General features: G+C 61.9%; 20 protein-coding genes and 1 riboswitch. Of the genes, 10 read left to right on the plus strand and 10 right to left on the minus strand.

Translation table 11 applies throughout. The features are described from left to right. Window positions 1–70: 70 nt before the first annotated feature. A complete protein-coding gene (locus ABFY71_RS16580; RefSeq protein WP_347947056.1) occupies window positions 71–1,963 on the minus strand; it encodes a bifunctional sugar phosphate isomerase/epimerase/4-hydroxyphenylpyruvate dioxygenase family protein in 1,893 nt (630 codons plus the stop codon). Between the two features lie 170 nt (window positions 1,964–2,133). Further along, the gene (locus ABFY71_RS16585; RefSeq protein ID WP_305579491.1) at window positions 2,134–2,820 is read right to left on the minus strand and encodes a TetR/AcrR family transcriptional regulator; all 687 of its coding nucleotides are present in this window, start codon (window positions 2,818–2,820) and stop codon (window positions 2,134–2,136) included. 149 nt (window positions 2,821–2,969) lie between these two features. Between ABFY71_RS16585 and ABFY71_RS16590 the strand changes: the two genes are divergently transcribed. Beyond that, the gene (locus ABFY71_RS16590) at window positions 2,970–3,887 is read left to right on the plus strand and encodes a shikimate dehydrogenase (RefSeq protein ID WP_347947057.1); all 918 of its coding nucleotides are present in this window, start codon (window positions 2,970–2,972) and stop codon (window positions 3,885–3,887) included. On the opposite strand, the gene ABFY71_RS16595 is transcribed toward ABFY71_RS16590, so the two are convergent. Continuing rightward, a complete protein-coding gene (locus ABFY71_RS16595; RefSeq protein ID WP_347947058.1) occupies window positions 3,884–4,555 on the minus strand; it encodes a GntR family transcriptional regulator in 672 nt (223 codons plus the stop codon). The two genes, ABFY71_RS16590 and ABFY71_RS16595, sit on opposite strands and share 4 nt — an antisense overlap. Window positions 4,556–4,797: 242 nt before the next feature. Here ABFY71_RS16595 and dctP point away from each other — a divergent pair, with 242 nt between their 5' ends. The 4 genes from dctP to ABFY71_RS16615 all read left to right on the plus strand — a co-directional run bounded on the left by dctP (window position 4,798) and on the right by ABFY71_RS16615 (window position 8,108). Beyond that, on the plus strand, window positions 4,798–5,778 hold the full coding sequence (gene dctP / locus ABFY71_RS16600; RefSeq protein WP_347947059.1) for a TRAP transporter substrate-binding protein DctP: 981 nt from the start codon (window positions 4,798–4,800) through the stop codon (window positions 5,776–5,778). Between the two features lie 74 nt (window positions 5,779–5,852). Further along, window positions 5,853–6,371: a TRAP transporter small permease gene (locus ABFY71_RS16605; RefSeq protein ID WP_347947060.1), complete on the plus strand. Its 519-nt coding sequence runs from the start codon at window positions 5,853–5,855 to the stop codon at window positions 6,369–6,371. Beyond that, a complete protein-coding gene (locus tag ABFY71_RS16610; RefSeq protein WP_347947061.1) occupies window positions 6,368–7,669 on the plus strand; it encodes a TRAP transporter large permease in 1,302 nt (433 codons plus the stop codon). The genes ABFY71_RS16605 and ABFY71_RS16610 overlap by 4 nt, the downstream gene beginning before the upstream one ends. A 4-nt stretch (window positions 7,670–7,673) precedes the next feature. After that, window positions 7,674–8,108 (plus strand): type II 3-dehydroquinate dehydratase, encoded by a 435-nt coding sequence (locus tag ABFY71_RS16615; protein WP_347947062.1) that lies wholly within the window; start codon window positions 7,674–7,676, stop codon window positions 8,106–8,108. A 408-nt stretch (window positions 8,109–8,516) separates the two neighbouring features. On the opposite strand, the gene ABFY71_RS16620 is transcribed toward ABFY71_RS16615, so the two are convergent. Together ABFY71_RS16620 and ABFY71_RS16625 are read right to left on the minus strand one after the other, a co-directional pair. Beyond that, entirely contained in the window at window positions 8,517–10,181 is a 1,665-nt protein-coding gene (locus ABFY71_RS16620; protein ID WP_347947063.1) for an alkaline phosphatase family protein, read from the minus strand. 7 nt (window positions 10,182–10,188) lie between these two features. After that, complete coding sequence (locus ABFY71_RS16625; RefSeq protein WP_347947089.1) at window positions 10,189–11,586, minus strand: class I SAM-dependent methyltransferase; 1,398 nt, start codon at window positions 11,584–11,586, stop codon at window positions 10,189–10,191. A gap of 473 nt (window positions 11,587–12,059) precedes the next feature. On the opposite strand from ABFY71_RS16625, the gene ABFY71_RS16630 reads away from it, so the two are divergent. Then, entirely contained in the window at window positions 12,060–13,244 is a 1,185-nt protein-coding gene (locus ABFY71_RS16630; protein ID WP_431021548.1) for a phosphoserine transaminase, read from the plus strand. A 153-nt stretch (window positions 13,245–13,397) separates the two neighbouring features. Further along, entirely contained in the window at window positions 13,398–14,981 is a 1,584-nt protein-coding gene (gene serA, locus ABFY71_RS16635) for a phosphoglycerate dehydrogenase (RefSeq protein WP_347947064.1), read from the plus strand. Window positions 14,982–15,385: 404 nt separating this feature from the next. Here serA and ABFY71_RS16640 read toward each other — a convergent pair whose 3' ends face one another. Beyond that, the gene (locus ABFY71_RS16640; RefSeq protein WP_305579664.1) at window positions 15,386–16,315 is read right to left on the minus strand and encodes a DMT family transporter; all 930 of its coding nucleotides are present in this window, start codon (window positions 16,313–16,315) and stop codon (window positions 15,386–15,388) included. Between the two features lie 172 nt (window positions 16,316–16,487). Between ABFY71_RS16640 and ABFY71_RS16645 the strand changes: the two genes are divergently transcribed. Together ABFY71_RS16645 and ABFY71_RS16650 are read left to right on the plus strand one after the other, a co-directional pair. Continuing rightward, complete coding sequence (locus tag ABFY71_RS16645) at window positions 16,488–17,777, plus strand: adenylosuccinate synthase (protein ID WP_347947065.1); 1,290 nt, start codon at window positions 16,488–16,490, stop codon at window positions 17,775–17,777. 48 nt (window positions 17,778–17,825) lie between these two features. Continuing rightward, the gene (locus ABFY71_RS16650) at window positions 17,826–19,781 is read left to right on the plus strand and encodes a hypothetical protein (RefSeq protein WP_347947066.1); all 1,956 of its coding nucleotides are present in this window, start codon (window positions 17,826–17,828) and stop codon (window positions 19,779–19,781) included. Window positions 19,782–19,788: 7 nt separating this feature from the next. On the opposite strand, the gene ABFY71_RS16655 is transcribed toward ABFY71_RS16650, so the two are convergent. The 3 genes from ABFY71_RS16655 to thiB are packed head-to-tail and all read right to left on the minus strand — an operon-like array spanning window position 19,789 to window position 23,029. After that, window positions 19,789–20,427 carry an ATP-binding cassette domain-containing protein gene (locus ABFY71_RS16655; protein ID WP_347947067.1) on the minus strand — a complete coding sequence of 213 codons (639 nt, stop codon included), beginning with the start codon at window positions 20,425–20,427 and terminating at the stop codon, window positions 19,789–19,791. Further along, complete coding sequence (locus tag ABFY71_RS16660; RefSeq protein ID WP_347947068.1) at window positions 20,414–22,006, minus strand: ABC transporter permease family protein; 1,593 nt, start codon at window positions 22,004–22,006, stop codon at window positions 20,414–20,416. Before ABFY71_RS16660 ends, ABFY71_RS16655 begins: the two co-directional genes overlap by 14 nt. Window positions 22,007–22,021: 15 nt before the next feature. After that, window positions 22,022–23,029 (minus strand): thiamine ABC transporter substrate binding subunit, encoded by a 1,008-nt coding sequence (gene thiB, locus ABFY71_RS16665; RefSeq protein ID WP_347947069.1) that lies wholly within the window; start codon window positions 23,027–23,029, stop codon window positions 22,022–22,024. A gap of 66 nt (window positions 23,030–23,095) precedes the next feature. Continuing rightward, window positions 23,096–23,196, minus strand: a riboswitch (TPP riboswitch). A gap of 41 nt (window positions 23,197–23,237) precedes the next feature. Here thiB and ABFY71_RS16670 point away from each other — a divergent pair. Then, window positions 23,238–23,918 carry a thiamine diphosphokinase gene (locus tag ABFY71_RS16670; RefSeq protein ID WP_347947070.1) on the plus strand — a complete coding sequence of 227 codons (681 nt, stop codon included), beginning with the start codon at window positions 23,238–23,240 and terminating at the stop codon, window positions 23,916–23,918. Window positions 23,919–23,969: 51 nt separating this feature from the next. Here the strand turns inward: ABFY71_RS16670 and fliJ are convergent, their stop codons facing one another. Continuing rightward, window positions 23,970–24,383, minus strand: coding sequence for a flagellar export protein FliJ (gene fliJ, locus ABFY71_RS16675; protein WP_305579671.1), 414 nt, complete (start codon window positions 24,381–24,383; stop codon window positions 23,970–23,972). Window positions 24,384–24,431: the final 48 nt, after the last annotated feature.

Here is a 24,431-nt window from a genome sequence, read left to right on the forward strand (position 1 = left end):
AACCGAGACCACGCCGCACCCGCCCTCCCGCGAAGCGGGTTCGTGCATGGGGCGCGTTTCTGCCAGAATGTCATTTCCGCGGCATCGCAGCCGATGGGCGCTCCCGCTTTTGCGCGGCAATCCGGAACGGCGCATTGACAGCGCCATATCCCCGATACCCGGCCGAGCGCTGGACGACTTCAAAGAAGAAACCCTCCCCGATATTGGTCGAATAAAGCTGGAAGAACTCGCCATTGGCGTCGCGGTCATATAGCACATTGGCGCGTTTGAGCGCGTCGACCGTTTTCTGCGGCAGCGCCAGCCGGGCCTGCAGGTCCTGGTAATAGTTGGGCGAGATTTCCAGCGTCTGCATGCCATTGGCGGCTAGGGCGGCGGCGGTGGCAAGGATGTCATTGCTGGCAAAGGCCAGGTGCTGGATGCTCGAGCCGAAGGTTTCGGCGATGAAACGCCCAGCCAGCGTGCGGTGGCTTTCGGCCCCGTTGAGAGTGAGGCGCAGCGAGCCTTCTTCGTTCTCAATGACCTGGCTGCGGATGAGACCGGCCGGATCGACGACATCGACCATCGGGCTTTTCTCGGCCACGAAGATCGAGCGATAGAACAGGATCCAGGTCAGCATTTCCTCGTAGTTCATGGTCTGCGCAACATGGTCGATGCTTTTGAGGCCCGCATCCATCCCGGCCAGCGGGTCCTCGACGGTCTCGAACTCTATGTCCCAGACCCGGCCGAGCGGGCTTTTTTCGTCCAGGAAATAGATCACGCCACCGCCAATGCCACGGATGGCCGGTATGCTGAGTTGGTCGGGGCCGACGCGCTGGCTGAACAGCGGAGCACCCATGGCCTGGGCGCGCGCGACGGTTGCTGCCGCGTCCTCGACCAGCAGCCCCAGCGCATAGGCCGACGTGCCGTGCGTGAGATAGGCGGCGTGCGCCATGCCCTCGCGCTCGGTATTGACGACGATGTTGATATCGCCCGTGCTGAAGCGTTCGACGGCCTTGCGCCGGTGCCTTCCGGTAAGGCGAAAGCCGAGCTGGCGCAGGTGGCCGGATAGCGCGCTGGCCTCGTCCTCGTCGGCCGCGAATTCGACAAAGGCGACGCCCTGGACGGCGACGCGCGGCGGGAGCACCGGCACATCCAGAGCAATGCCGGGCTCGGCCTGGCGCACCTGATCCATCAGATAGACCAGCGAGCGATGTCCGTCGGCGGCAATGGCCCGCGGCGAGCCGCTGCGGAACTGGTCGTTGAAGATCTCCAGCGACACCGGACCGTTGTAGCCGGTGGCTGCCACGGCGCGCATGAAGTCGGTCACCGGCAGGTCGCCTTCCCCGGGCATGTTGCGAAAATGGCGGCTCCAATAGAGCAGGTCCATGTCGATGCGCGGTGCATCGGCGAGCTGCACGATGAAGATCTTGTCGCCCGGAATGGCCCGGATGGAATCGGGGTCGATGCCGCGCGACAGTGTGTGGAAGCTGTCGAGGATCAGTCCGACATTGGCGTGGTCGGCCCGCCGCACGATTTCCCACGCGTCGCGATGGTCATTGACGTGCCTTCCCCAAGCCAGGGCCTCGTAGCCCACCCGCAGTCCCCGCTTTGCAGCGCGTTCGCCCAGCGCCCGCAAATCCGCGGCTGCCCGGTCGATACCGCCCAGCGCCAGGGGCGAGACATTGGAGCAGATCAGGATCAGATCCGTCCCCAGCTCGCCCATCAGGTCGAACTTGCGCTCCGCACGCTCGAAGGCTTGGCCACGCTGGGGCTCCGGCAAGCCCTCGAAATCTCGGAATGGCTGAAACAGCGTAATCGTCAGTCCCAGGTCCGCCACCCTTTTGGCAACCTCGCGCGGCGACTGGTCATAGGCGAGAAAGTCGTTCTCGAAGATCTCGACCCCGTCAAAACCCGCCGCAGCGATGGCCTCTAGTTTTTCCGGCAGATCGCCGCTGATCGACACTGTCGCAATCGAGGTTTTCAAGGTCGCGCTCCCTTTTCAGACGAGAGTACGAACTAGTTAGTACATTTGCAAGGAGGCATCGGCCCGCAGTGGGAGCCTGACAGCAAGCGCCATTTCAGTGTCAGTGTGGCGTCGCCTGCAGTCGTCCCAATTGCTCTTGGACGAGGTGGATGGGTCTTGTGGCCTGCGACCTATGGCCCCGTCAGCTTCTCCGCTAGGACGACAAATCTCAGTACCATCTCGACCGTCTGCCTGCGCAACGATTCCTGAAAAGCCGGGCTGCCGACGTCCTTGCCAAAAATCTTGGAAAAGGTTGCCCGGTTGGCGACATTGAAAAAGCACAGGGCACTGATCTGCCAGTGGATTTCCAGCGGCTCAAGCCCCGGGCGAAACACCCCTTCGGCCAAACCCTTGGCATAGATTGCCTCGATATTGCCGATGGCCGTGACATTGAGGTCGGCAATGACGTCGGAACGCGCCAGGAATTCGGCATGATGGATATTCTCGATCATCACCATGCGGATGAATTCTTCATGCTGGTGATGGTGGTCGAAGGTAAATTCGACCAGCCGCTGCAGCGCCTCGATCGGCGGCAGACCCGCAATATCAAGCTTGGCTTCGCCGTCGCGGACCTGGCGATAGGCATTCTCAAGGGCGCTGAGATAGAGGCCCTCCTTGTTGCCGAAATAGTAGTATATCATCCGCTTGGACGAACGCGTCTTGGCAGCGATTTCATCGATCCGCGCGCCAGACAGGCCATTGAGGGCAAATTCCTGCGCTGCGACCTCGATGATATTCTGCCGGGTGCCCTCCGGATCCTGAATGCGCGTTGCCCCGTCGCGGGCCTTGGATCGGGATGATGAAACCGGAACATTCATTCGTTCAGAGCCTTCCTGGGCGGCAATTGACTAAACTAACCAGTTCGTACATTTTGCTCAAATCGTCTGTCAGCCATTTATCGGGTGCGGCGTGCCAAACACAAGTCCGCCGCTGCGTATCGCGCAACAGGGCGGCAGGGAGACGGGACTTGCATACTGCCAGCACGCCGCGGGAATCGCCGCTGTTCAGCGCCATTCTGCAGGGCCGTCGGCCGCGTCCTGGCGCCATAACGGTCGGGCTGATTGGTCGGGGCATTGCCGCGTCGCTCTCCCCACTGATGCATGAGCGCGAGGGCGAGCGCCTGGGCCTCGATTACCACTATCACCTGATCGATTTCGATCTGCTGGGCCTTGAGGATGCCGCCTTGCCGGTAGTCCTGGCGGAGGCGCGCGCGCTTGGCTTTTCCGGGCTCAACGTGACCTACCCGTTCAAGCAGGCAATGCTGCCGCTGCTTGACGATCTGGCGCCGGATGCCGCGGCCATCGGGGCGGTCAATACCGTTGTGATGGGCAACCGCACCATTGGCCACAATACCGATAGCTGGGGCTTTGGTGAAAGCTTCCGCCAGGGTCTGCGGGGCGCCCCGCTCCATCAGGTGCTCCAACTCGGTTCGGGTGGGGCAGGCGCCGCCGTTGCCTGGGCGCTACTGCAGGCCGGCGCCGTTGGCCTTGCCATCTATGACACCGATCCTGCCCGGGCGCACGCGCTGGCGGCGCGTCTGCGGGATCGGCTCGGCGCCGATGCCGAGGCGGTGAATGACGTGGCGGCAGCGGCAGCAAGGGCCGACGGCATCGTCAACACCACCCCGGTGGGTATGACCAAGATGCCGGGCCTGCCCTTGGCGGCCAACCTCATCGCGGCCCGCCACTGGGTTGCCGACGTGGTCTATTTCCCGCTCGAAACCGAGCTGGTGGCGCTGTCGCGGGCCAAGGGGTGCCGGGTTCTGCCCGGCGGTGGCATGGCGGTCTACCAGGCGGTCCGCGCCTTCGAGCTGTTCGCCGGCATCAAGCCTGAGGCCGAAGCCATGGCCGCCACGTTCAGCGCAGCCGTTGCGGCTGATCGCTAGATTCGACCCGAAGCCAGCACATGATCCACACCGGCCTTGATGTGGCTGCTGAGCATGATGACGCAGGGCTCGACATCGCGCCGCATTGCCAGCTCGAACAGCGCCCGGTGATCGTCCATGACCGCGGCACCGCGAAAGGAAGCGGCCAGCAGGTGGTAGCGGATGAAGCGGTCGAATACCGCCGCGTGCAGCGCCAGCAGCGTTTGCGAACCACAGGCCGAAATCAGCGCATTGTGAAAGGCGAAGTCGTAGCGCACCCATTGCAGGGTCCGGTCCATATCGCCATTGAGCAACTGCGTTTCCACCACCGACAGCTTGTGCTGGGCTGCCACCACGCGCCCCTCCCAATCCAGATCGCCCGCGCTCAGCGATAGCCGCAGCGCGTGACTCTCCAGCAGCAGCCGCAGATCGGCCACTTCGCGCAGATTGGCCGGGGTCGCCGGTGCGACCTCGAATCCGCGCTGGCCCTCCGCAACCACCAGGCTTTCGCTGGCCAGCCGGTTGAGGATTTCGCGGAGGGTGCTGACGCTGGCCCCGTAACGGGCCTTGAGCTGGTCGAGCTTGAGTTTTCTTGATGGCGGTAAAATCCCGGCAATGATGTCGCCGCGGATGCGCTTGAACGTGACGTCCGCCACGCCCTCTTCAATGTCCTGCCGATCTTCCTGCACCCTGGCCTCCAAGCATTCGTCATGCCGCCCGACGCACGGACAAGTCGGCATAAAATATCATATAATAAAAGAAATGCATGACGAAACTGCTTTACCCCGTTAAATTGCCGCCAAGCAAAAGCAGGGCATTGACTTGAACGAACTATTTCGTACATTGTGCCGTAGGACGAAAAACGACGGCTTCAGGCCGCACGTCCGCAGAGCATGCCCGCTAGAGGCGGGCGACAATTGGGAGGATGAAAATGCGTTTTGGATTGACGCGCCGTGCAGTGCTGCTTGGTGGTCTGATGCTAGCGGCAGCGATGCCCGCCATGGCCCAGGACAAGCCCGTGCTGCGGTTCTCGGCGGTGTTCTCGGAGCAGGATATTCGCGCCGAAATGGTAGGTCTGTTTTCCAGCCAGATCGCTGACGATTTCACGTTCGAGCCCTACTACGGCGGCAACCTGTTCAAGCAGGGCACCGAACTGGTGGCGCTGCAGCGTGGCAATCTCGAAATGGGCAACATCGCGCCACAGGACATTTCGAACCAGATCCCGGCCTGGTCCGTGCTGACCTCGGCCTATCTGTTCCGCGACGCGGCGCACCTGCGCACCTTCTTTGACAGCGATGTCGGCGCCGAATTCAAGGCGATGGCCGAAGAACAGCTGGGTATCCACATTCTCGGGCCGACCTATTTCGGCGCCCGTCAGGTTGGGCTGCGCATTGACAAGGAAATCAAGAGCCCGGCCGACATGGCCGGCATCAAGCTGCGCATGCCCGGCGGCGACGCCTGGCAGTTCCTGGGCGAGGCGCTCGGCGCCAATCCGACGCCGATGGCCTATGCCGAAGTCTATACGGGCCTGCAGACCGGGGCCATCGACGGCCAGGACAACCCGCTCCCCAATGTCGAGAATATGAAGTTCTACGAAGTGATGAAGCAGATCGTTTTGACCTCGCACCTGGTGGGCTATGACTTGCTGGTGATCTCCAAGGCCTCCTGGGATGCCATGACACCCGAGCAGCAGACGGCCGTCGAGGCTGCCGCCACTGTGGCTATTGACTTCAGCCAGCAGGAGCACCTTGACCGTGAAGCCGAGTTGGCAGAGCGCTTCAAGAGCGCCGGCCTCAACGTCTATGAGCCCGATATCGCGGCGTTCCGTGCCCATGCCCAGCAGAGGTATCTTGAATCGGACCTGGCCAAGGATTGGCCCGAAGGCGTAATCGAGCGCATCAACGCGCTCTAGGGCCCTTCTCTAAAAGCTGGTGGCGCGCCCCTTAGCGCCGCCAGCCTCGAAACCGCCGCTGCGGAGACTGATCCATGAATTCCCGACTGGCCGGTATCGGCGCATGGCTGCATGCCCGGGCCGAGAACATCCTCGCCGCCATGCTTGCCGTGATGTTCGCGGTCTTCATCCTGCAGATCGTCTTCCGCTACGCGCTGAACCTGCCGATCGGCTGGACCCATGAAGTCAGCGTGGTGCTGTGGGTGTGGCTGGTGCTGTTCGGCACGGCCTTCGTGGTGCGCGACCACGAGGAAATCCGCTTCGACCTGATCTACGGAACGGCCAGCCCCCGCGTCTTTCGCGTCATGGTCGTGCTGACGGCGATCACCGTCATCGCCCTGTTCCTGATTTCCCTGCCCGCGGTCATCGACTACGTCACCTTCATGAAGGTGCAATCGACGGCCTATCTCGATATCCGGTTCGACTACCTCTACGCCATCTACCCCATCTTTGCGGTTGCCGTCATCGTCAAGCAATTTTGGGCCGGGTGCCGCGCCATCTGGGGCAAGCAAGCGCGGGATGTCGATCCGACCAAAGTGAGTTCGGGCGTATGACCCTGTCGCTAGCTTTTAATGCCGCGTTGATCGTCATCATCGTGACCGCTGTGCTGGGCCTGCCCATGGGGCTGTCGATGATCTGCGGCTCGATTCTTTATCTGCTGATCCGCGGCCAGGACATGGGCATCGTCGCCGAGCAACTGCTCAACGGCATGTATTCCAATTACATCATGCTGGCCGTGCCGCTGTTCATCCTCGCCGCCGAGATCATGAATTCCGGTTCACTGTCGGAACGACTGCTGAAGTGGTGCGACGCCATTGTCGGGCGGTTCCGCGGCGGTCTGGCCCAGGTCAATGTGCTGCAATCCATCGTCTTTGCCGGCATGTCCGGCTCGGCCGTCGCCGACGCCGCCGGCAGCGGCAAGATGATGCAATTCATGATGACCAAGGATGGCAAGTATACCCCCAGCTATGCGGCGGCGCTGACGGCGGTGACAGCCGTGATCGGCCCGATCATTCCCCCCTCGATCCCCATGGTGCTCTACGCGCTGATCTCGGACGCCTCGATCGGCTACCTGTTTCTGGCCGGCATCATTCCCGGCCTGCTGATGGCCGGCGCCATGATGGTGCTGATCGCCATTACTGCCCGGCTGAAGAATTTCCCCGTCGAGCCACCCACGCCCCTGCGCCAGTTGCCGCGCATGACCTGGGAGGCGCTGCCGGTCCTGCTGATGCCGGCCGTGCTGATGTTCGGCATCTATGGCGGCATCACCACGCCCACCGAAGCCGCTGCCATTGCCGCTTTCTACGCCCTGATCATTTCGGTCGTCATCTATCGCAGCGTCAGCGCCCGGGACTTCTATGCGTCACTGCTGACCAGCGCCAAGACCACCGCCTCGATTGGCATGCTGATCGCCGGGGCCCTGGTGTTCAACTATGTCGTGACGGTGGAAAATATCCCGCGCAGTCTCAGCACCATGCTAATCGCCTGGGACCTTGACCCGATCACCTTCCTGATCGCCGTCAACATCCTGCTGATCGTGCTGGGCTGCCTGCTGGAAGGTACCACCATACTTTTGGTCATCGTGCCAATTTTCATCCCCACGGCGCAGGCTCTGGGCATCGACATGGTGCATTTCGGCGTGGTGGTGGTGGTCAACATCATGCTCGGCCTGATCACCCCGCCCTTCGGGCTACTGCTGTTCATCATGACGCGTATCTCGGGCGCCTCGATGCGCGAACTGGTCACCGACGTATTTCCCTTCCTCCTCGCCCTGATCGGCGCCCTGCTGCTGTTCACCTTCGTCCCCGAGACCGTGCTTTGGCTGCCCCGCACCTTTGGCTATGGAGGCTAGTGCCATGAAACCAATCTATGTGCTCAACGGTCCCAATCTCAACCGCCTGGGCAAGCGCGAGCCCGCCATCTACGGCACCACGACCTTGGCAGAGGTCGAAGACCTCTGCCGCGCGAGCAGCGGCGACACGCCCATCGAGTTTCATCAGACCAACAGCGAGGAAAAGCTGATTGATCTGGTACATGAGGCGATTGACGAGGGCGCAGGGATCATCATCAATCCGGCCGCTTTCACCTTCACCTCGCTGGCACTGCTCGATGCGCTCAAGATGTTCGAAGGACCGGTGATCGAGTTTCACATTTCCAACATCCACAAGCGCGAGCCGATCTACCATCGCTCCTACGTGTCAATGCGCGCCGATGTTGTCATGGCCGGCCTGGGCGCAAAGGGCTATGCCACTGCCGTACGCGCCATGTTGGACTTGGTCGGCGGGCGCTAATCGCAAGGAAAGTCTTGCCCCTAGGATGTGGGCTTTCAGGCTTGGCATGTGAACCTGGCGACGGCCGGAATGGGGCGCGTTGCCGATTGTCGGATAGCCGTTCGTCCGCGCTAAGGCCGATTGCGTCGCGGTCGCCGCCTGATCATCAAGGCTTTGATGCCAGCAACCAGAACAAAGAACAGGGTAGCCGCCGCAACGATCCCGATGATTGGTCCATTTCCAATATCGCGTCCAGACGGGCATGCGTCGGCGCAATTCAAAGTTGACCAAAAGTAAATCCAGAGCCCCATGAGTCATACGGTGCCGGGCAATAGAACCAACAAAAGCAGGGGCCAGTTCCGAGCCGACAGTAGAAAGCCTGATGCTACAATGATGGCAGATGCCCAAAATTAGATGTTTTCCACATGGCTACCACTCTGCCACTTCACCGGTGAGCTGCGTCTCGCCTTGAGTTTTCGGCATCTGCAGAACCACAGCGTGACCCTCCCGTATCGAGTCAATGACAACGCTGAGATCGCCATCGGAAGCTGGCCGGCTCACGTTGCCGAAATACTCGGCAGTGAGCTGCTGTACCGAGACACGGCGAAGATCATAGGCAGCTTCGATCTCTGGGGCGCGGATAGCGTACAGGGTCGAGTGATTGTCGACGAGATCGCGTTCGGTGATGGTTTCAGCGAAGCGACCTCCAGAGATACGGGAACCGTGGTCGCCGTGCAGGACAATCGTAGCGTCGAAAAATGCGGGACTATCGGCCAAGCGCATGAGAAAGGCATCCAGCTTTCCCAGCAAGCAGGTCATCTGCTTGAAATAGGTGCGGTAGTGTCTGGCGCGGGCGTCATCCAGCTCCACGTCTGAAAGGTGTTCGTCATCGAGATTGTATGGAAGTTCCCACCCTTGTTGCGGTGCGCAGGAAGCATCGAGAATGTAGGGCGCATGTGGACTGAGCAAATGAGCGAAATAGTTGCTGTTGCCTTCTGACCGAACCACATCGTCGGAAAAGTGGTCAAACCAGGCCGGGAATGCGTGGACGTCGAAATACTCGGGGACCGCCTTGTTGAGGTCCAAACGTAAGGTAGCCGCCAGGAGTTGTATTCCGCCACGTGCCAACAGACTGCCAGACAGGGCCTCCCTGAGCGTGAAGAGGGTCTCGGCAGGACCGAGACCAAGCTGTGTGACCCATTCCCCCTGAGCGTCATAGGACTGCAGAGTTTCGCATCGCGTGGGCACGGAACTGCAAAAATTGATGTGCTTGGTCTGGTAGACAACGAGTGGCTTTGAAAGCGCCAGCTCTTCAAACAGCACCGACTGAACGACGCCATTGTTGCTGTGTCGAAGAACCATCCCCCAGCTATTGTCGTCAACGTCGTAGTTCAGCGTATTGGGTATCGAGCGAACCGTGAGCGAATGGCGACTGAAGGCGCTGCCGAACAAGCGGAAACCGTGCTTGTCGAACAGTTGGCGCACCGCCTGATAGGCCTTCTCACCGCCCTCGATATCCTTCGGAATACCCTCTGGGCCGATCATTTCGTCGAGCACGATGTAAATGAATGGCGGTGCTTCTTTCTGCGTTCCGCCCGACGCGCCGGCTTGCGCTGCAGGGGCCAAGAACGACAGGTGGACCTGTGGCGCGACAGTCGACAGCAGGAGCGCCAGAGCGCCGGCAAACAAAATTTTCGGAAGCTGCTGGCGAAGAAGCCAGAAGGTGGCGGCAAGGCAGGCCCAGAGCCCCAATGCCCAGGGGAGGTGAGCCAGCAGAAGGGATGCATCGAACCGATAGGTCGATAGGTCAATCAGAAGCAGGACTACCGAACCTAGCAGAACGGCTTGCAGGATCTGCCACGGACGGTCCTCCGCTTTGGTGCCTAACCAAGCCATGGCGGAGCCCAGCAGCAGGGCCAACGCGGCAATACCACCGCTCAGCAGCCAAAAGTGGATGCCCAGGGGCAGCTTTAATGTTGTGTAGGCGTGTACCATCGGGGGCAGGAAGGCAAGTAGCGGCAGGACGAAGAGAAGCACCCGGTCTGTGCCGGCGGTTCGTCCCTGATCGATGCGGTTCGCTGTCTCGTCGCCCACCGTATTGCTACTTCTGAAACACAAACATGCGGCGCCCCGACGCCGATATCTGTTCCTCGCGCACGATCCTGGCGCGCGCTGCGAGCAAATGCCGGAAGTTGCCTTCGCTATAATCGGGGAAGATGTCCTCGCGCAGCGCCAGCATCGTCTTGATCGTGGGGTCGTCTTTGGGGACGAACTCCACGACGCCCTGGGGAGCGGTGGACATTATGAAGTCGAGGGTCTGATCAAGTGGCACATTGTGCGCGATCGCCAGATGGTGCTCGAAGGCCAGCGCCAGTACCGCATCCGCCTCGAAGCGTTTTGCAAACCCCATGCGTTCCGATTGCAGCCAGCCCTGATCCGGGCTCGGATTGCGCGCATCGAGAAAGAGCGGGAGAAAATTCAGGTTCTCGGCCTTGGCACGGGAATGGGCACCATCGAGGGCCTGTTGATCAAAATCGAATCCAACGACGCGGCCCACGCCATTATCGAGGCAGATCCTGGCATAGTCGCCGGTGTTGCAGCCCAGATCAATGACCGACCTCGCGCCGCTCGAAGCGACGAAGTCGGCCACGAACTGTCGCTTTGCTCCGCCGTCTAGTTCTGAATATGTATTGTTGGCTGCGTAACTTGCCCAAGTGGTCGGGCGTGTGCCGGCGGGCGTCATCCGGCCGATCCACCTGAGCAATTGCTGCAGCATGGCCCTGAACTGGGCCTTCGGGAGTTGCCGCTGCCGCAGCGTCTGACCCAGGTCGACACGCGACACGGCGGATTGTTGGAACCGGTCTTGCAGCAGGATGTGAACCAGGACATTCCACGACAACCGCCGTTTCAGGGGCAGGAGCCGGGCGAGGTCGGCAACCGGAATGCCTTCTAATGTTCCTCGATACCAGGCGTTGTGCGCCACGCCGAGTGCAGACCGCAGCACCAGTGGGTTCAGGAACTGCTCGCAGAACTGGCGATGCGCCAGCCAGAATTCGCCTTCGCGATAGGGGCGGATAGATAAGTGGTCGAGAAAGACCGGGCGATGTCCATCATATTGTATATTGTAGGCGGACGCGTCCGTGAGCGTAAAGCCTTGGTCCAGCAGCCGGATCAAGAGCTCCAGCTGGAAAATCGCAGCGTCCTTTAGCAGAGAGAACGACCACTCATAGGGATGCGAAATGACTTCAAGCCGAGGATGCTGAAGCAGATGCACCATGCCGGCATCGGCTTCAACGGACGAAGGCGCGATCCTCTCATAGGGCACCAGCATGCCATCGGATACGAGGCCGTCCAGCACACCGGCGGTCACTGCGGCCTCATAATTCGAGGAGCCAGCCGCGCTCACGCTGCGGTAGATCAGATCGCCTGATTCAAAGACGCCGCCGGCGGGATCTCGAAAAGACCCTGCGACGCGCCGCAACGCTCTCTGTGATGTCACTTGCTGCGGGCGCGACCAGCAAAGATCGAGGTGAGCTTCTTCCAATAGACCGAGATTGTTGCCGCTCCAACCGCCACGCCGCCGATAATCCCCTGCAGGATCATGCTGCCGGTACCCGGATCCAGATAGGCGAACGCAGGAGAGTGAAGTGCCAAGTAAAATAGCAGCGATACTGTAGAAACCCGCATCGAAATTGCCCTTAATCAATGGAATGCTTCAAAGCGTACAAGCCGCACCCTAAGAAAGGGTAACTCCCGCTGCGTCAATGACGGCGGCAGTTCAACGGATTTTCACCTACTGCCGAAGCTACAAGATGGCAGGACCTTTTGTGTTCCCCGAAACAAGCTTATGAGTTCCGGAGCAAACGCTGCGCCAAAAAGACGTATTGACGCCGCCGTGGGTTCGGGCGTATTCGCCGTCTCAGGACATCTCGCCCTAACGCGAGACGCATAGACCTGGGAGGGTCGCTGAAGATGGCTCCAATGCCCCTGACCGCGCCGGCGGTAAAACCGGCCAATCCAAATTTCTCGTCGGGCCCCTGTGCCAAGCGTCCCGGGTGGACGGTTGAAGCGCTGGCCAATGCGCTGGTCGGTCGGTCGCACCGCTCCAAGCCGGGCAAGGCGCGTATTCAGCGCGCCATCGACCTGACCCGGCAATTGCTGGAAGTTCCCGCCGATTACCGCATCGGCATTGTCCCCGCCTCCGATACCGGCGCTGTGGAAATGGCCTTGTGGTCGATGCTCGGCGCGCGGGGCGTCGACATGCTGGCCTGGGAAAGCTTTGGCGAAGGCTGGGTCACCGACGTGTCCAAGCAGCTCAAGCTGGACGATGTCCGCATCATCAAGGCGCCCTATGGCGAACTGCCCGATCTCGGTCAGGTGGATTTTGACCGTGACGTGGTGTTCACCTGGAACGGCACGACCTCGGGCGTGCGGGTTGCCAATGGCGACTGGATCGCGGCCGATCGTCAGGGCCTGACCATTTGCGATGCGACCTCGGCCGCCTTCGCGCAGAACCTTGATTTCGCCAAGCTCGATGTGGTGACCTTCTCCTGGCAGAAGGCGCTGGGCGGTGAAGCCGCCCATGGTGTGCTGATCCTGTCGCCCCGTGCGGTCGAGCGGCTGGAGACCTTCAAGCCCGATCGTCCGCTGCCCAAGATCTTCCGCCTGACCAAGGGCGGCAAGCTGCTGGAAGAAGTGTTCCAGGCCGCCACCATCAATACGCCCTCGATGATCTGCATCGAAGACGCCATTGATGCGATGGAATGGGGTCTGTCGCTGGGTGGCCTCAGTGCCATGCAGGCGCGCGCCGACGCCAATTTCAAGGTGCTGGCCGACTGGGTCGCCAAGACCGGGTGGGTCGAGTTCCTGGCCAAGGATGAGGCTAACCGCTCCAACACCTCGGTGTGCTTCTCGATCGTCGATCCGGCGATCACGGCGCTCGATGACGCGGCGCAGGCCGCGTTTGCCAAGGCCATCGTGGCGCGGCTCGACAAGGCCGGCGTGGCCTATGACATCGGCGCCTACAAGGACGCGCCGTCGGGTCTGCGCATCTGGGCCGGCTGCACCATCGAAACGGCCGATCTGGCCGCGCTGGTGCCGTGGCTCGATTTCGCCTTCGCCGAAGAAAAGGCCGCGCTCGACAAGGCCGCTGCCTAACTCAATAGACCCCCACCCTTGATCCCTCCCCACAAGGGGGAGGGAGACGATGGAGCCGAAGCCTCTGCCGGCGCAGCTCCTGTGCATCCCTCCCCCTTGTGGGGAGGGAATGAGGGTGGGGGACGGTTTCACATCAAATTCAGGGATTACCCAATGCCCAAGGTTCTCGTTTCCGACAAGCTCAGCATGGCCGCCGTCCAGATCTTCAAGGACAATGGCGTCGAGGTCGACTATTTGCCCGATCTGGGCAAGGACAAGGAAAAGCTGCTCGAAGTCATCGGCCAGTATGATGGTCTGGCGATCCGGTCGGCCACCAAGATGACCGAGAAGGTCATTGCCGCGGCGACCAGGCTCAAGGTCATCGGCCGCGCCGGCATCGGTGTCGACAATGTCGATATCCCTGCTGCGACCAAGAAGGGCATCATCGTGATGAACACGCCCTTCGGCAATTCCATCACCACCGCCGAACACGCCATCGCCATGATGATGGCGCTGGCGCGCCAGCTGCCCGAGGCCGATGCATCGACCCGTGCCGGCAAGTGGGAGAAGAACCGCTTCATGGGTGTTGAAGTCACCAACAAGACGCTTGGCCTGATCGGCGCGGGCAATATCGGCTCAATCGTGGCCGACCGCGCGCAGGGCCTCAAGATGAAGGTTGTCGCCTTTGATCCCTTCCTGACGCCTGATCGCGCGCTGGAGATCGGCGTCGAGAAGGTGACGCTTGATGAGCTGCTGGCGCGCGCCGACTTCATCACGCTGCACACGCCGCTGATCGACGCGACGCGCAACATCATTGACGCTGCTGCGCTGGCCAAGACCAAGAAGGGCGTGCGGATCATCAATTGTGCCCGTGGCGGCCTGATCGATGAAGCCGCGCTCTACGAAGCCCTCAAGTCGGGGCAGGTGGCGGGTGCGGCGCTGGACGTGTTCCTCGAGGAACCCGCCACGGCCAACCCGTTGTTTGAAATGCCCAACGTGATCTGCACCCCGCATCTGGGTGCCTCCACCGGCGAAGCCCAGGAGAATGTGGCGCTGCAGGTGGCCGAGCAGATCTCGGCCTATCTCAATGCCGGCGAAATCAGCAATGCGCTGAACTTCCCATCGATCTCGGCCGAAGAAGCACCACGCCTGACCCCGTTCATCAAGCTGGCCGAAATGCTCGGCTCGTTTGCCGGCCAGATGACGGAAACGGCGATCAAGGGCATCAAGATCGAGTTCGAGGGCGATGTCGCCAGCATGAATACCCGCCCCATGGTGGCCTCGGCAGTCTATGGCGTGATGCGGCCGATGATGCCTGATGTGAACATGGTTTCGGCGCCGCAGATCGCCAAGGATCGGGGCATTGGCGTGGAAGTGGTGACGCGTGAGCAGCAGGGCGCCTATGAAAACTACATCCGCCTGACGGTTGTCACCGAGCGTCAGGAACGCGCGGTGGCGGGGACGGTGTTTGCCAGCGGCAAGCCGCGGATTATCCAGGTCAAGAACATCAATATGGAGGCCGAACTGACGCCATCCATGCTGTATGTGACCAATGAGGACAAGCCCGGCCATATTGGCCGGCTGGGCACGCTGCTGGGGACGCTTGGCATCAATATCGCCAACTTCAATCTGGGCCGCGCCGAACAGGGTGCGGACGCGATCGCGCTGGTGTCGATTGACGGGCAGCTGACCGAGGCGCAGCTCGCCGAGATCGCTTCGCTCGAGGGCGTCAAGCAGGCCAAGGCGCTGCGCTTCTAGGCTTTGACCGCGCTTGAACTATGAATGGGTCGGCGCTCTGGCGCCGGCCTTTTTGTTGCCGGCCCCCCGCGGGCCAACTTGTCCTTCTTGTCCCCGTCGCGAAAACCGCGCGCATACTTGCTCCCGTTCCCGCCAACACGCGGCCCCGACGCAGGGCCGGGCGGGAAGGCTGAAGACGGGGGCGCCCGTTTGGCCGGGCAGACAGTCGGCAACCGGGCTTGCAATACTAGTCCCGCTTGAACCGGACCCGGTGAGGAAACTCCAGATCCGTGATGGGCGGCCCTTGGCTCCCCGAGTAGTAAACTGGATCGAGCCAAAGGCCGCCCATTACCCGTGAAAACCGCAAGCGCAAGCCGGGCGGCGTTTCGGCGCGCGCCGGCATTGCAGCGCCGTCGGGCGATGCTCTAGCGCATGCGGCGGGCGGCCCATTCGGCCATGGCGATGCCGGCGATGATGATGGCGGCGGCGAGGTAATGATAGAGTTCGAGCCGTTCGCCCAGAATGATCACCGACCCCAGCGTGCCAAAGACCGGGATCAGATTATGGCTGGGGGCCGCCCGGTTGGCGCCCACCAGTTCGACGCCGCGGGCGTAAAAGATCTGGCTGAACATGGAGGGAAAGATCATCACATAGACCAGCACGGCCCAGACGGTGGGCGACATGGTGGGGATGGTGGCAAAGGCGGTGATGCCGGGGCCGAACAGCTGCAGCATGACCAGGCCGGTGATCGCTGCCCCCGTGAAGGCGACGGCCATGAAACTCATCATATGCACTTGCGGGCGGAACCGCAGGGCCAGCGTATAGGCGGTATAGGTCAGGCAGGCCAGCAGGACGAAACCGTCGCCGATATTGATATCGAGTGTGAGAATGCGGCGCAGGTCGCCATGGGTGGCGGTGAGCATGACGCCAGATATGGCGATCAGCACACCCAGCACCTGCAGCACTCTGGCACGAACGCGGAAGACGATGAAGTTGGCAGCGAGAATCATCATGGGCAGGGCGCCCGTCTCGATCGAGGAATTGACGGCCGTGGTGGTCGTCAGCCCCAGATAGAGCAGCACATTGTAAAGGGCATAGCCCAGGGCGCCATAGGCCATCAGCAGGGGCCAGGTGCGGCGGATCACCGGCCAGTCGGCGGACAGGAAGCGCCAGGAAAACGGCAGGATGAACAGCGTGGCGCCCACGCAACGGGCCGAAAGCAGCAGAAAGGGATCGATCTCTCCCACCACCATCTTGGCGGCCACGACATTTCCACCCCAGAACATGGGGGCCAGAATCAACATGAGATAGGGTTGGTCGAGGACGCGGGCGGAAATGCCGCGATTTTGGTGCACTAGCGGCTTTGTCATCGTAGCCCGGGTGATGTAAGGACAGTCGGACTTAGCAGTTATTCGACCCGGTTGAAACGTCAACCAAAGTTGGTCGGGGGACAGACGTCCAAATTGGGGAAGGGGCGACGACTTTGTCGGACCCTTCGTGTCGCGCCTATCCTGGAGATGGAATTTCATGGCTAATGTGGTTGTCGTCGGCTCGCAGTGGGGCGACGAGGGCAAGGGCAAGATCGTGGACTGGCTCAGCGAGCGCGCCGACGTCGTGGTCCGCTATCAGGGCGGTCACAATGCCGGCCATACGCTGGTTATTGACGGGGTGAGCTTCAAGCTCGCGCTGCTGCCGTCCGGTCTGGTGCAAGGCAAGCTGTCGGTGATTGGCAATGGCGTGGTGGTGGATCCGCACCATTTCGTCAGTGAGCTGGAGCGACTGCGCGCGCAGGGAGTGACGATCACCCCTGAACTGCTGCGCATCGCCGACAATGCACCGCTGATCCTGTCGCTGCATCGTGAACTGGACGCCATTCGCGAGGATTCCAATTCGGGTCTGAAGATTGGCACCACCAAGCGCGGCATTGGCCCGGCCTATGAAGACAAGGTTGGCCGCCGTGCCATCCGTCTGGTCGATCTGAGCGAACCCGATACGCTGATGGTCAAGATCGAGCGCCTGCTGACCCACCACAACGCGCTGCGTCGTGGCATGGGGCTGGCCGAGATCGACGCCCAGACGATCTATGACGAACTGATCGCCGTTGCCGCCGATATCCTGCCCTTTATGGATCAGGTCTGGCGGGTGCTCGACGACAAGCGCAAGGCCGGCGCCCGGATCCTGTTCGAAGGCGCCCAGGGCGCCCTGCTGGACAATGATCACGGCACCTATCCGTTCGTGACCTCTTCCAATACCGTGGCGGGACAGGCAGCTGCCGGCTCTGGGCTTGGCCCAACGGCCATCGGCTACGTGCTGGGCATCACCAAGGCCTATACGACCCGCGTCGGCGAAGGCCCATTCCCGTGCGAGCTTGATGGCGATATCGGCAAGCATCTGGCCGTGGTGGGTCGTGAAGTGGGCGTCAATACCGGTCGTCCGCGCCGCTGCGGCTGGTTCGATGCGGTGCTGGTGCGGCAGACCGTCAAGACCTCGGGCATCACCGGCATTGCGCTGACCAAGCTCGACGTGCTCGACGGCCTCAAAGAGATCAAGGTCTGTGTCGGCTACGAGCTGGATGGGGTGCGGATTGATTACCTGCCTGCCTCAATGGGAGCACAAGCGCGGGTTAAGCCAATCTACGAGACGCTTGAAGGTTGGTCGGAAACGACAGCCGGGGCACGCAGCTGGGCGCAATTGCCGGCGCAGGCCATCAAGTATGTCCGTTTTATCGAGGAACAAATTGGTACTTCGGTAGCAATGCTGTCGACGAGCCCGGAACGGCTCGATACCATCCTTGTCGTTGACCCGTTTCAAGACTGATTTTTTTTGCTACAACTCGGCGCAGAAATCGTGAGTATCAAGTAACCAATGGCGGACTACAAAGAGCTGTTGCGCCGGGCTATCTCGGCGTTGCCGGAGAATAACGGGGCCGCACGGCGTGCGGTCTATGAGAAGGCGCGTTCGGCTCTCGTGGGTCAGTTGCGGGCTATTTCTCCGCCATTGCCGGCACGGGACATCACCCAGCACCGTCTGCAGCTCGAAGATTGTATCCGCCGGGTCGAGCAGGAAGCCAGCGAGGCTGTTATCACGCTGGGACGTGAGGGAACGCTGGCGCCCCGTGCCCCCGAGCCAAAGCCGGTTGCCGTGCCGCCGACCGAAACCAGGCCCGATGAACCCAAGTCGTCCGAGAGTGAATCAACCGACCACGCTGCGGCAGAAGACCCGCCTGTGGGGCCGCCAAAGCCGGTCGCGGTAGCGGCGAAATCAACCGATGCCATGTCGATCGAGGAGATCATTGCCGAGGCGGCCGCTACCGGTAGCGTTTCGGTAATTCAGGTGCCGGTGGTCAGCAAACCCACGCCAAAAAGCGAATCAGCGGAATTGCCGTCGCGGCCGGAATTGCCCCGCAGCGCGCCGATGCAGCCGGTGTCAAACATCCGCCCCATTGAAACGACGCCAAGGCCGGCAAGTTATGGCTCGCGCCACGAGAATGCGGCGCTGGCTGTCAATTCGACAGCCGAAATTGCGCGCGGCGGGCGCGTCGAGCCCTTGCTGGGCGGATCGCAATCAGCGCTGCGGCGACCGGCCGAACCATTGGCGTCCGCTGCAGTCGAGCCGGCGCTGTCAACGGTGCGGGAAGTCGAGCTTGAGCCCGATGCCAGCGAAGCTGAGGGCGCGATTGAGCGTGCGATCGAAACACTGGATCGTGAAGCGCGCGGCGAATCGACTGCCGACACGCCCGAGACAGCCCAGGCCGTTGCCGAGCGCATGTTCGCGGCGCCGGACCACGGCGGGGATGACAGCGATGACAGCGGTTTCGTGTCGCCTCCTGCTGTCCCGCGCGCCGGATCCGGCCTTACTATTTTTCTTGTAGTGTTCGCTATCCTGCTGGTGGGGGTTGGCGGCGCCGGCTTCTGGGCATGGCGCGAAGGCTATGTCGACCTCGAGCAGATGTTTGGTCAGGCACAGCCTGCTGAGGAGCAGAATACCAGCGCCGCTGCGCCATCAACGCCAACGCTGGACCCTGTGCAGAGCCCTGAAACAGCGACCGATCCCGTAGCAGTTCCCGGTAATACGGCGACGGCGCCGGCCGTCGAACCCGCCACCACACTGGAGGGGCTGGAGGTCGAGGATCGCCTTGAACCCACGCCGCAGCCGAGCGCGTCGACCGGAACAGAAACCGTGCTGCCGCCGCTGGGTGGTGCTGATGGCAAGAGCGAAGAACGCCTTCCAGGACAGGCCGCGAACACACCGGCCATCGACGATCCGGGTGCATCGGTTGATCCGGCCGTACTGGCGGGCAGCCAGTCGCTGCTGCTGGAAGCCAGCGCCACCGGCACCACCGGAGCGGTCCCGTTCTCGGGCACCGTGGAGTGGCGTGAGGGCGTTGATGAGCTTGGGCTGCCAACATTGATTGGCCATGCCAGTATCCCGGCCCGCAATCTGGGCGTGGATCTGACGATCCGCAAGAACTCGGACCCCAGCCTGCCGGCCAGCCATTTGATGGAAGTGGACTTCCAGGTCTCGGACACCTTCATCGGTGGAACGGTGGCCAATTTGCCGGGCGTGCTGCTCAAGGATGAAGAACTGGTGCCGGGCACGCCGCTGGTTGGTGCATCGGCCCGCGTGGTCGGCAATTCGTTCCTGTTTGCGCTCAGCGCGTCGCCCACAGATACCACGGCCAATATTGATCTGCTTGAGAACCGCAAATGGATGGATCTGGCGGTGATATACGGGACCGGCCGCAACGCGATCATCACCCTGGAAAAGGATGAGGCTGCCCAGGCGCTGTTCGAGAAGGTGTTCGGCGCCTGGGCCCAATAGCCCCGCGCTAAGCTGGCTGTAGCCGACGGTCGACCAGCAGATAGCGACGATTGGCCAGTGCATCGACATCGTCGGCATGGTGGCTGACCAGAATGGTGTGCCAGTTGTGGCGCAGCGTCAGGGTTTGTACCAGATCGCGAATGGTGGCTCGGGTGTCGTCGTCCAGTGCCGAGAAGGGCTCGTCCAGCAGGAGTACCGGCCGGTCGCGCAATAGTGTGCGTGCGAGAGCCACGCGTTGCTTCTGGCCGCCTGAAAGCGTGCCGGCGATCTGGCTCTGGAGACCTTGCAACCCTACCTCATCGAGCGCCTGGTCGACACGGCGGCTGGCCTCGGCCTGGCGGGTGCACGGGGGCAGGCCAAGTCGAACATTGCGGTCGGTGCGCAAGTGCTCGAACAGGCTTTCAGATTGCAGCAGCAGCGATACCGGTCGCTGTTCGGGGGCGAGCGGCAGAATATCGGCGCCGTCAAGATTGATGCTGCCGGCCGTGGGTTGCAGAAAGCCTGCGATCAGGTCCAGCAGGGTGGATTTGCCCGACCCGCTGGTGCCGGAAATGGCGGTGATTTCGCCGGGCGCTGCTTCAAAGCTGAAGACATAGGGCGTGGTTTGCCCGGGATAGGCGAAGGTCAATTCTTCAATGCGCAGCATTGGCAATCCTTTGGAACAGGCGGGGCAGGCCGATAAAGGCCGTGACCGTGCTGAGCAGCAGGATCGTGGCAATGGCTGCGGCATCATTGCTGCGATAGCTGCCAAGGGCCCGGAACATCATCAATGGCAGGGTCTGAAAATCCTGGGTGCCAAACAAGGCAATAACGCCCAGATCACCCAATGAGAAGCAGAAGGCAAGAGCCAGCATGACGCCGATATCTCTGCCCAGCAGGGGGTATTCGACGGCCATGAACTGGCGCCAGCCAGATAGGCCCAGTGTGCGGATCAGCTTGCCACGGGTCTGGGCAATTGCCTCAAGCGGCGGGCCTAAAGTGGCCATGGCGAAGGGGAGGGCAAGCAGGCTGTTCGCGAGGACCACGATGTAGGGGGCGGCTGTGGCCGGCGCGATGCCCAGTGAGCGGACCAGCAGGAAAAAGCCGAGCGAGAGCACCACCGCTGGCACTGCCAGATAGGCAAAGGCGGGCATGCTCAACAGGGTTCGCATGACGCCGCTGGCGGTGGCGGCGCGGCCAAGGCCAAGTCCCAGTGCCAGCGCCAGGGTCAGCAGTGCCGAGGCGGTGCCGATGACGAGGCTGGCCAGGCTGGCTCGCCAGAACGCCGGCTGGCCCAGCAGTCGGCCCATGCCGGTGGTCAGCCCGTCCACCAGAACCGAAGCCAGGGGCAGTACGAAGCCGATGGTGCAGACTAGGAGCACCAGCGCCTGGATGGTACGGGCTGCGGGCCGGTCGCGCCAGGTTTGGGCAGAAGATGAGCCGAAACTGGTCGGAACGGGGGCCAGCGCGGCGGCAATCAGAATGACGGCGGAGCAGACGCCAATTTGCGTCAGTGCCAGGCGCACCGCGCCGGTCAAATCGAAATCCTGTCGTACCGCAGCGTAAATGGCGACTTCCAGGGTCTGGTTGGCCGGGCCGCCGCCGAGCAGCAGCACGATGGGAAAGCTGGTGAAGGCCAGCAGAAAGATGATCGCGGCCAGGCCCGGGACGGTGCCCCGCATGGCGGGCCAGTCGAGAATGGCAAAGCGCTGCCAGGTGGTCAGCGCCAGCGACTGGCCGGTCTTGAGCAGGTTGGGCGGGATGGTATCGAGCCGTGCCAGCAGGATGCGGGCGGCAAAGGCGCCATCGAGAACAACATGGGCCAGCAGAATGCCTGAGAGACCGAAGGCCGGATTGCCAAGCGGGAAACCGAACAGGGCCTCGCTGGCGCGGTTGATCCAGCCATTGCGCCCCCAGACTGCCAGCAGGCCAAAGGCCACCACCATGCCCGGGGTGACGATGGCCGAGGCAAACAGGCCAACCAGCAGATCGCGGCCGGGAAAGCGCAGCCGATTGAGCGCCCAAGCCAGTGCCATGCCGACACCGAGGGAGAGAATTGTGGTGAGGCTGGCCTGCAGCGATGTCATGCGCAGCAGGTGGGGCACGTCGATGCGCGAGCCGGCCCCCTCGCTGCCGGTGGCGGCAGCGAGGATGGCCCACAGAACAAGGGCGATCAGGCTCACAATGGCCAGCGCCAGGCCAATCGCGATGGCGATACGGGTTGGGCGATGGGGCAGGGTGAGCATGCGGCGTGACCCTTGTTACTGCACAGCCTTGAGCATTTCGTCGATCCAGGCCGAGGCATTGGCCGCGATTTCGGCGTCGGTCAAGGTCAGTGTCCCGGCGGGCTGGGGCAGTGTGGCAAAGGCTGGGTCGAGATCATCACCCAGGTCAATGACGGGGAACATCCAATTGGTGGTGGGGATGACCTTCTGGCCCTCAACCGAGGCCAGATAGGCCAGGAACTGACGCGCCAGGTCCTGGTTCTCGGATGACTTGAGAATGCCGGCCACTTCTGTCTGGGCGAGGTGGCCTTCGTCGAACATGGCCGCATGGATGGTGTCATCCTGCTCGGCGAGGATGTGGTAGGCCGGGGAGGTGGTATAGCTCAGGGCCATATCGGCCTCGCCGTTCAGAAACAGATTGTAGCTCTCGCTCCAGTCGCGCGTCACCGTCAGGATATGGGGTTTGAGGCCGGCCCAGATTTCGGGCGCGCGGTCGCCATAGGCGGCGCGGATCCATAGCACCAGGCCAAGACCCGGCGTGGCCGAGCGCGGATCCTGAATGGCGATCTTGAAATCGGCCGGCAGGGCAATCAGCTCCTCAAAGGATTTGGGTGGCGTGATGACACTGTCGGTGTCGTAGACAAAGGCGAAATGGGCGTAGTCGAATGGGACGAACTGGGCGTCGGTCCAGGGTTCTGGCAAGGTGAGGTCCGTCAGTTCCAGACCATGATCGGCGAACAATCCCGTGGCGCGGGCTTCGCCGGCAATGGCGGTGTCGAGGCCAACGATGAGATCGGCCTCTGTGGTGTCACCCTCAAGCTGGACACGGCGCAGCGTGCCAATCGAGCTGTCGGCGGCAATCCACTCAACCGCGCACCCATCACAAATGGCTTCGAAGCCTTGCTTGAGCGCCGGGCCGGGGCCCCAATCGGCGGCAAAGCCGTCATAGGTATAGATTTTCAGGGTCGGCGTGTCTTCGGCAAAGACGGGGGCCGCAAGCAGGCCAAAAAGGGCCGCAGCAACGATACGAGCAGATTTGACCATGGGTCATCCCTTCGTCGATTGCGGTCATGGAAGGGGGATGTGTGTCAATGGCAGGACGCAACGAGATGCCCTTGCCATCTCGAACTTCCTCCGCCAGCATGACCTGGTTCAGGTTCAATGGGTAACTCTCAGCTCCGGATAAATCCGGAACACCCCAGCGAGACGCCCCACACTTAGAGAGTGCCCAGTGACAGTGCAAGAGACTTCCGTGCGTCCACTGGCCGCCCAGATCTTCAGCTTTGACCAGCCGCTGGCGATAGTCGGCGGTGGCGTTGTTGATCCGGCTCTGCTGCGCGAACTGGCCAGGCGCGGGGTGGCACTGGTCGGCGCAGACGGCGGGGGCGACGCGATCGGCACAGCCGGGCTGGTCCCCGAATTGATCATCGGGGATCTCGATTCGCTAAGTGATCGCGCAGGCTGGGAACGGCGGACGCGGGTGATCCATATCCCCGAACAGATCACCACCGATTTCCAGAAGGCGCTATACTCAACCCAGGCGCCGGTGACGCTGGCGCTGGGCATGACCGGCAGGCGGTTGGACCACACGCTGGCCGCATTGAGCGCCGTGCTGAAATATGCGCCGCAGCGCAAGATTGTGGTGGTCGATGAGGTTGATGTGGCGCTCGCGGTGGTTGGGCCGATCGGCTTTGCGGCCAGCGCGGGGGAGCGGGTGTCGATCCATCCGCTGATCCCTGTCAGCTTCACCGGTTCGAGTGGGCTGCTCTATCCGCTTGATGGGCTGCGGCTGGAGCCAGGCGGGCTGGGCGGCACATCCAATGAAGGCATTGGCGGGCCGGTAGAGATTGTGCCGGCCGATCATACGCCCTGGCTGCTGATCCTGGCCAAGGAACGGCTATGGGACATGATTGGGATCGCGCAGGACAGCTGACAACACAGAAAAAGGCCCGACATGGCGGACCTTCTTCAAATTGTCAGAACTCTACTGGCCGCGATAGCGAAGGCGGCCAATCTCGTCATATTCGGACTGTTCGACCTTGAGCTGTTCAGCGGCTTCGCGCTGATGCTCACGCTGGTCCAGCAGCTCAACTTTTTTGAGGTCTTCGAGCGCTTCGGCCAGCGCATCCTGCGCCGCTTCGAGCTTGCCGCGCATATCTGCCGCCGAGGCAAGCAGATTGTCGCGCCGGCTCAGCGCCGCCTTTGCAAAGGTCGAATAGGCGAAATGGGCAATATCGGAGATGCCGGTCTTGGTGTGCTCGATGTCGATCTGCTGGTCGAGTTCGGACGCCATGCGCTCGAAATCGTTGACCATCATCTCAATCTGCGCAACCTGGCGGCGCTTCTCGTCTACTTGAAACTTCTTGAGCCTGATGAGGCTCTCACTGCGCGATTTCAAGACTTGTACTCCTTACACATCAAGCCAGTTCCGGGGTCAATACACTGC

The sequence above is a fragment of the Devosia alba genome (genome assembly GCF_039938915.1).
GTDB classification, from domain to species: Bacteria; Pseudomonadota; Alphaproteobacteria; order Rhizobiales; family Devosiaceae; genus Devosia; species Devosia alba.

Coding starts and splice junctions, on each gene's coding strand:
- ABFY71_RS16605 (WP_347947060.1), top strand. CDS start 5,853: ATGAATTCCCGACTGGCCGGTATCGGCGCATGGCTGCATGCCCGGGCC.
- dctP (WP_347947059.1), top strand. CDS start 4,798: ATGCGTTTTGGATTGACGCGCCGTGCAGTGCTGCTTGGTGGTCTGATG.
- thiB (WP_347947069.1), bottom strand. CDS start 23,029: ATGGTCAAATCTGCTCGTATCGTTGCTGCGGCCCTTTTTGGCCTGCTT.
- ABFY71_RS16610 (WP_347947061.1), top strand. CDS start 6,368: ATGACCCTGTCGCTAGCTTTTAATGCCGCGTTGATCGTCATCATCGTG.
- ABFY71_RS16615 (WP_347947062.1), top strand. CDS start 7,674: ATGAAACCAATCTATGTGCTCAACGGTCCCAATCTCAACCGCCTGGGC.
- ABFY71_RS16585 (WP_305579491.1), bottom strand. CDS start 2,820: ATGAATGTTCCGGTTTCATCATCCCGATCCAAGGCCCGCGACGGGGCA.
- ABFY71_RS16655 (WP_347947067.1), bottom strand. CDS start 20,427: ATGCTGCGCATTGAAGAATTGACCTTCGCCTATCCCGGGCAAACCACG.
- ABFY71_RS16650 (WP_347947066.1), top strand. CDS start 17,826: ATGGCGGACTACAAAGAGCTGTTGCGCCGGGCTATCTCGGCGTTGCCG.
- ABFY71_RS16645 (WP_347947065.1), top strand. CDS start 16,488: ATGGCTAATGTGGTTGTCGTCGGCTCGCAGTGGGGCGACGAGGGCAAG.
- ABFY71_RS16630 (WP_431021548.1), top strand. CDS start 12,060: ATGGCTCCAATGCCCCTGACCGCGCCGGCGGTAAAACCGGCCAATCCA.
- ABFY71_RS16660 (WP_347947068.1), bottom strand. CDS start 22,006: ATGCTCACCCTGCCCCATCGCCCAACCCGTATCGCCATCGCGATTGGC.
- serA (WP_347947064.1), top strand. CDS start 13,398: ATGCCCAAGGTTCTCGTTTCCGACAAGCTCAGCATGGCCGCCGTCCAG.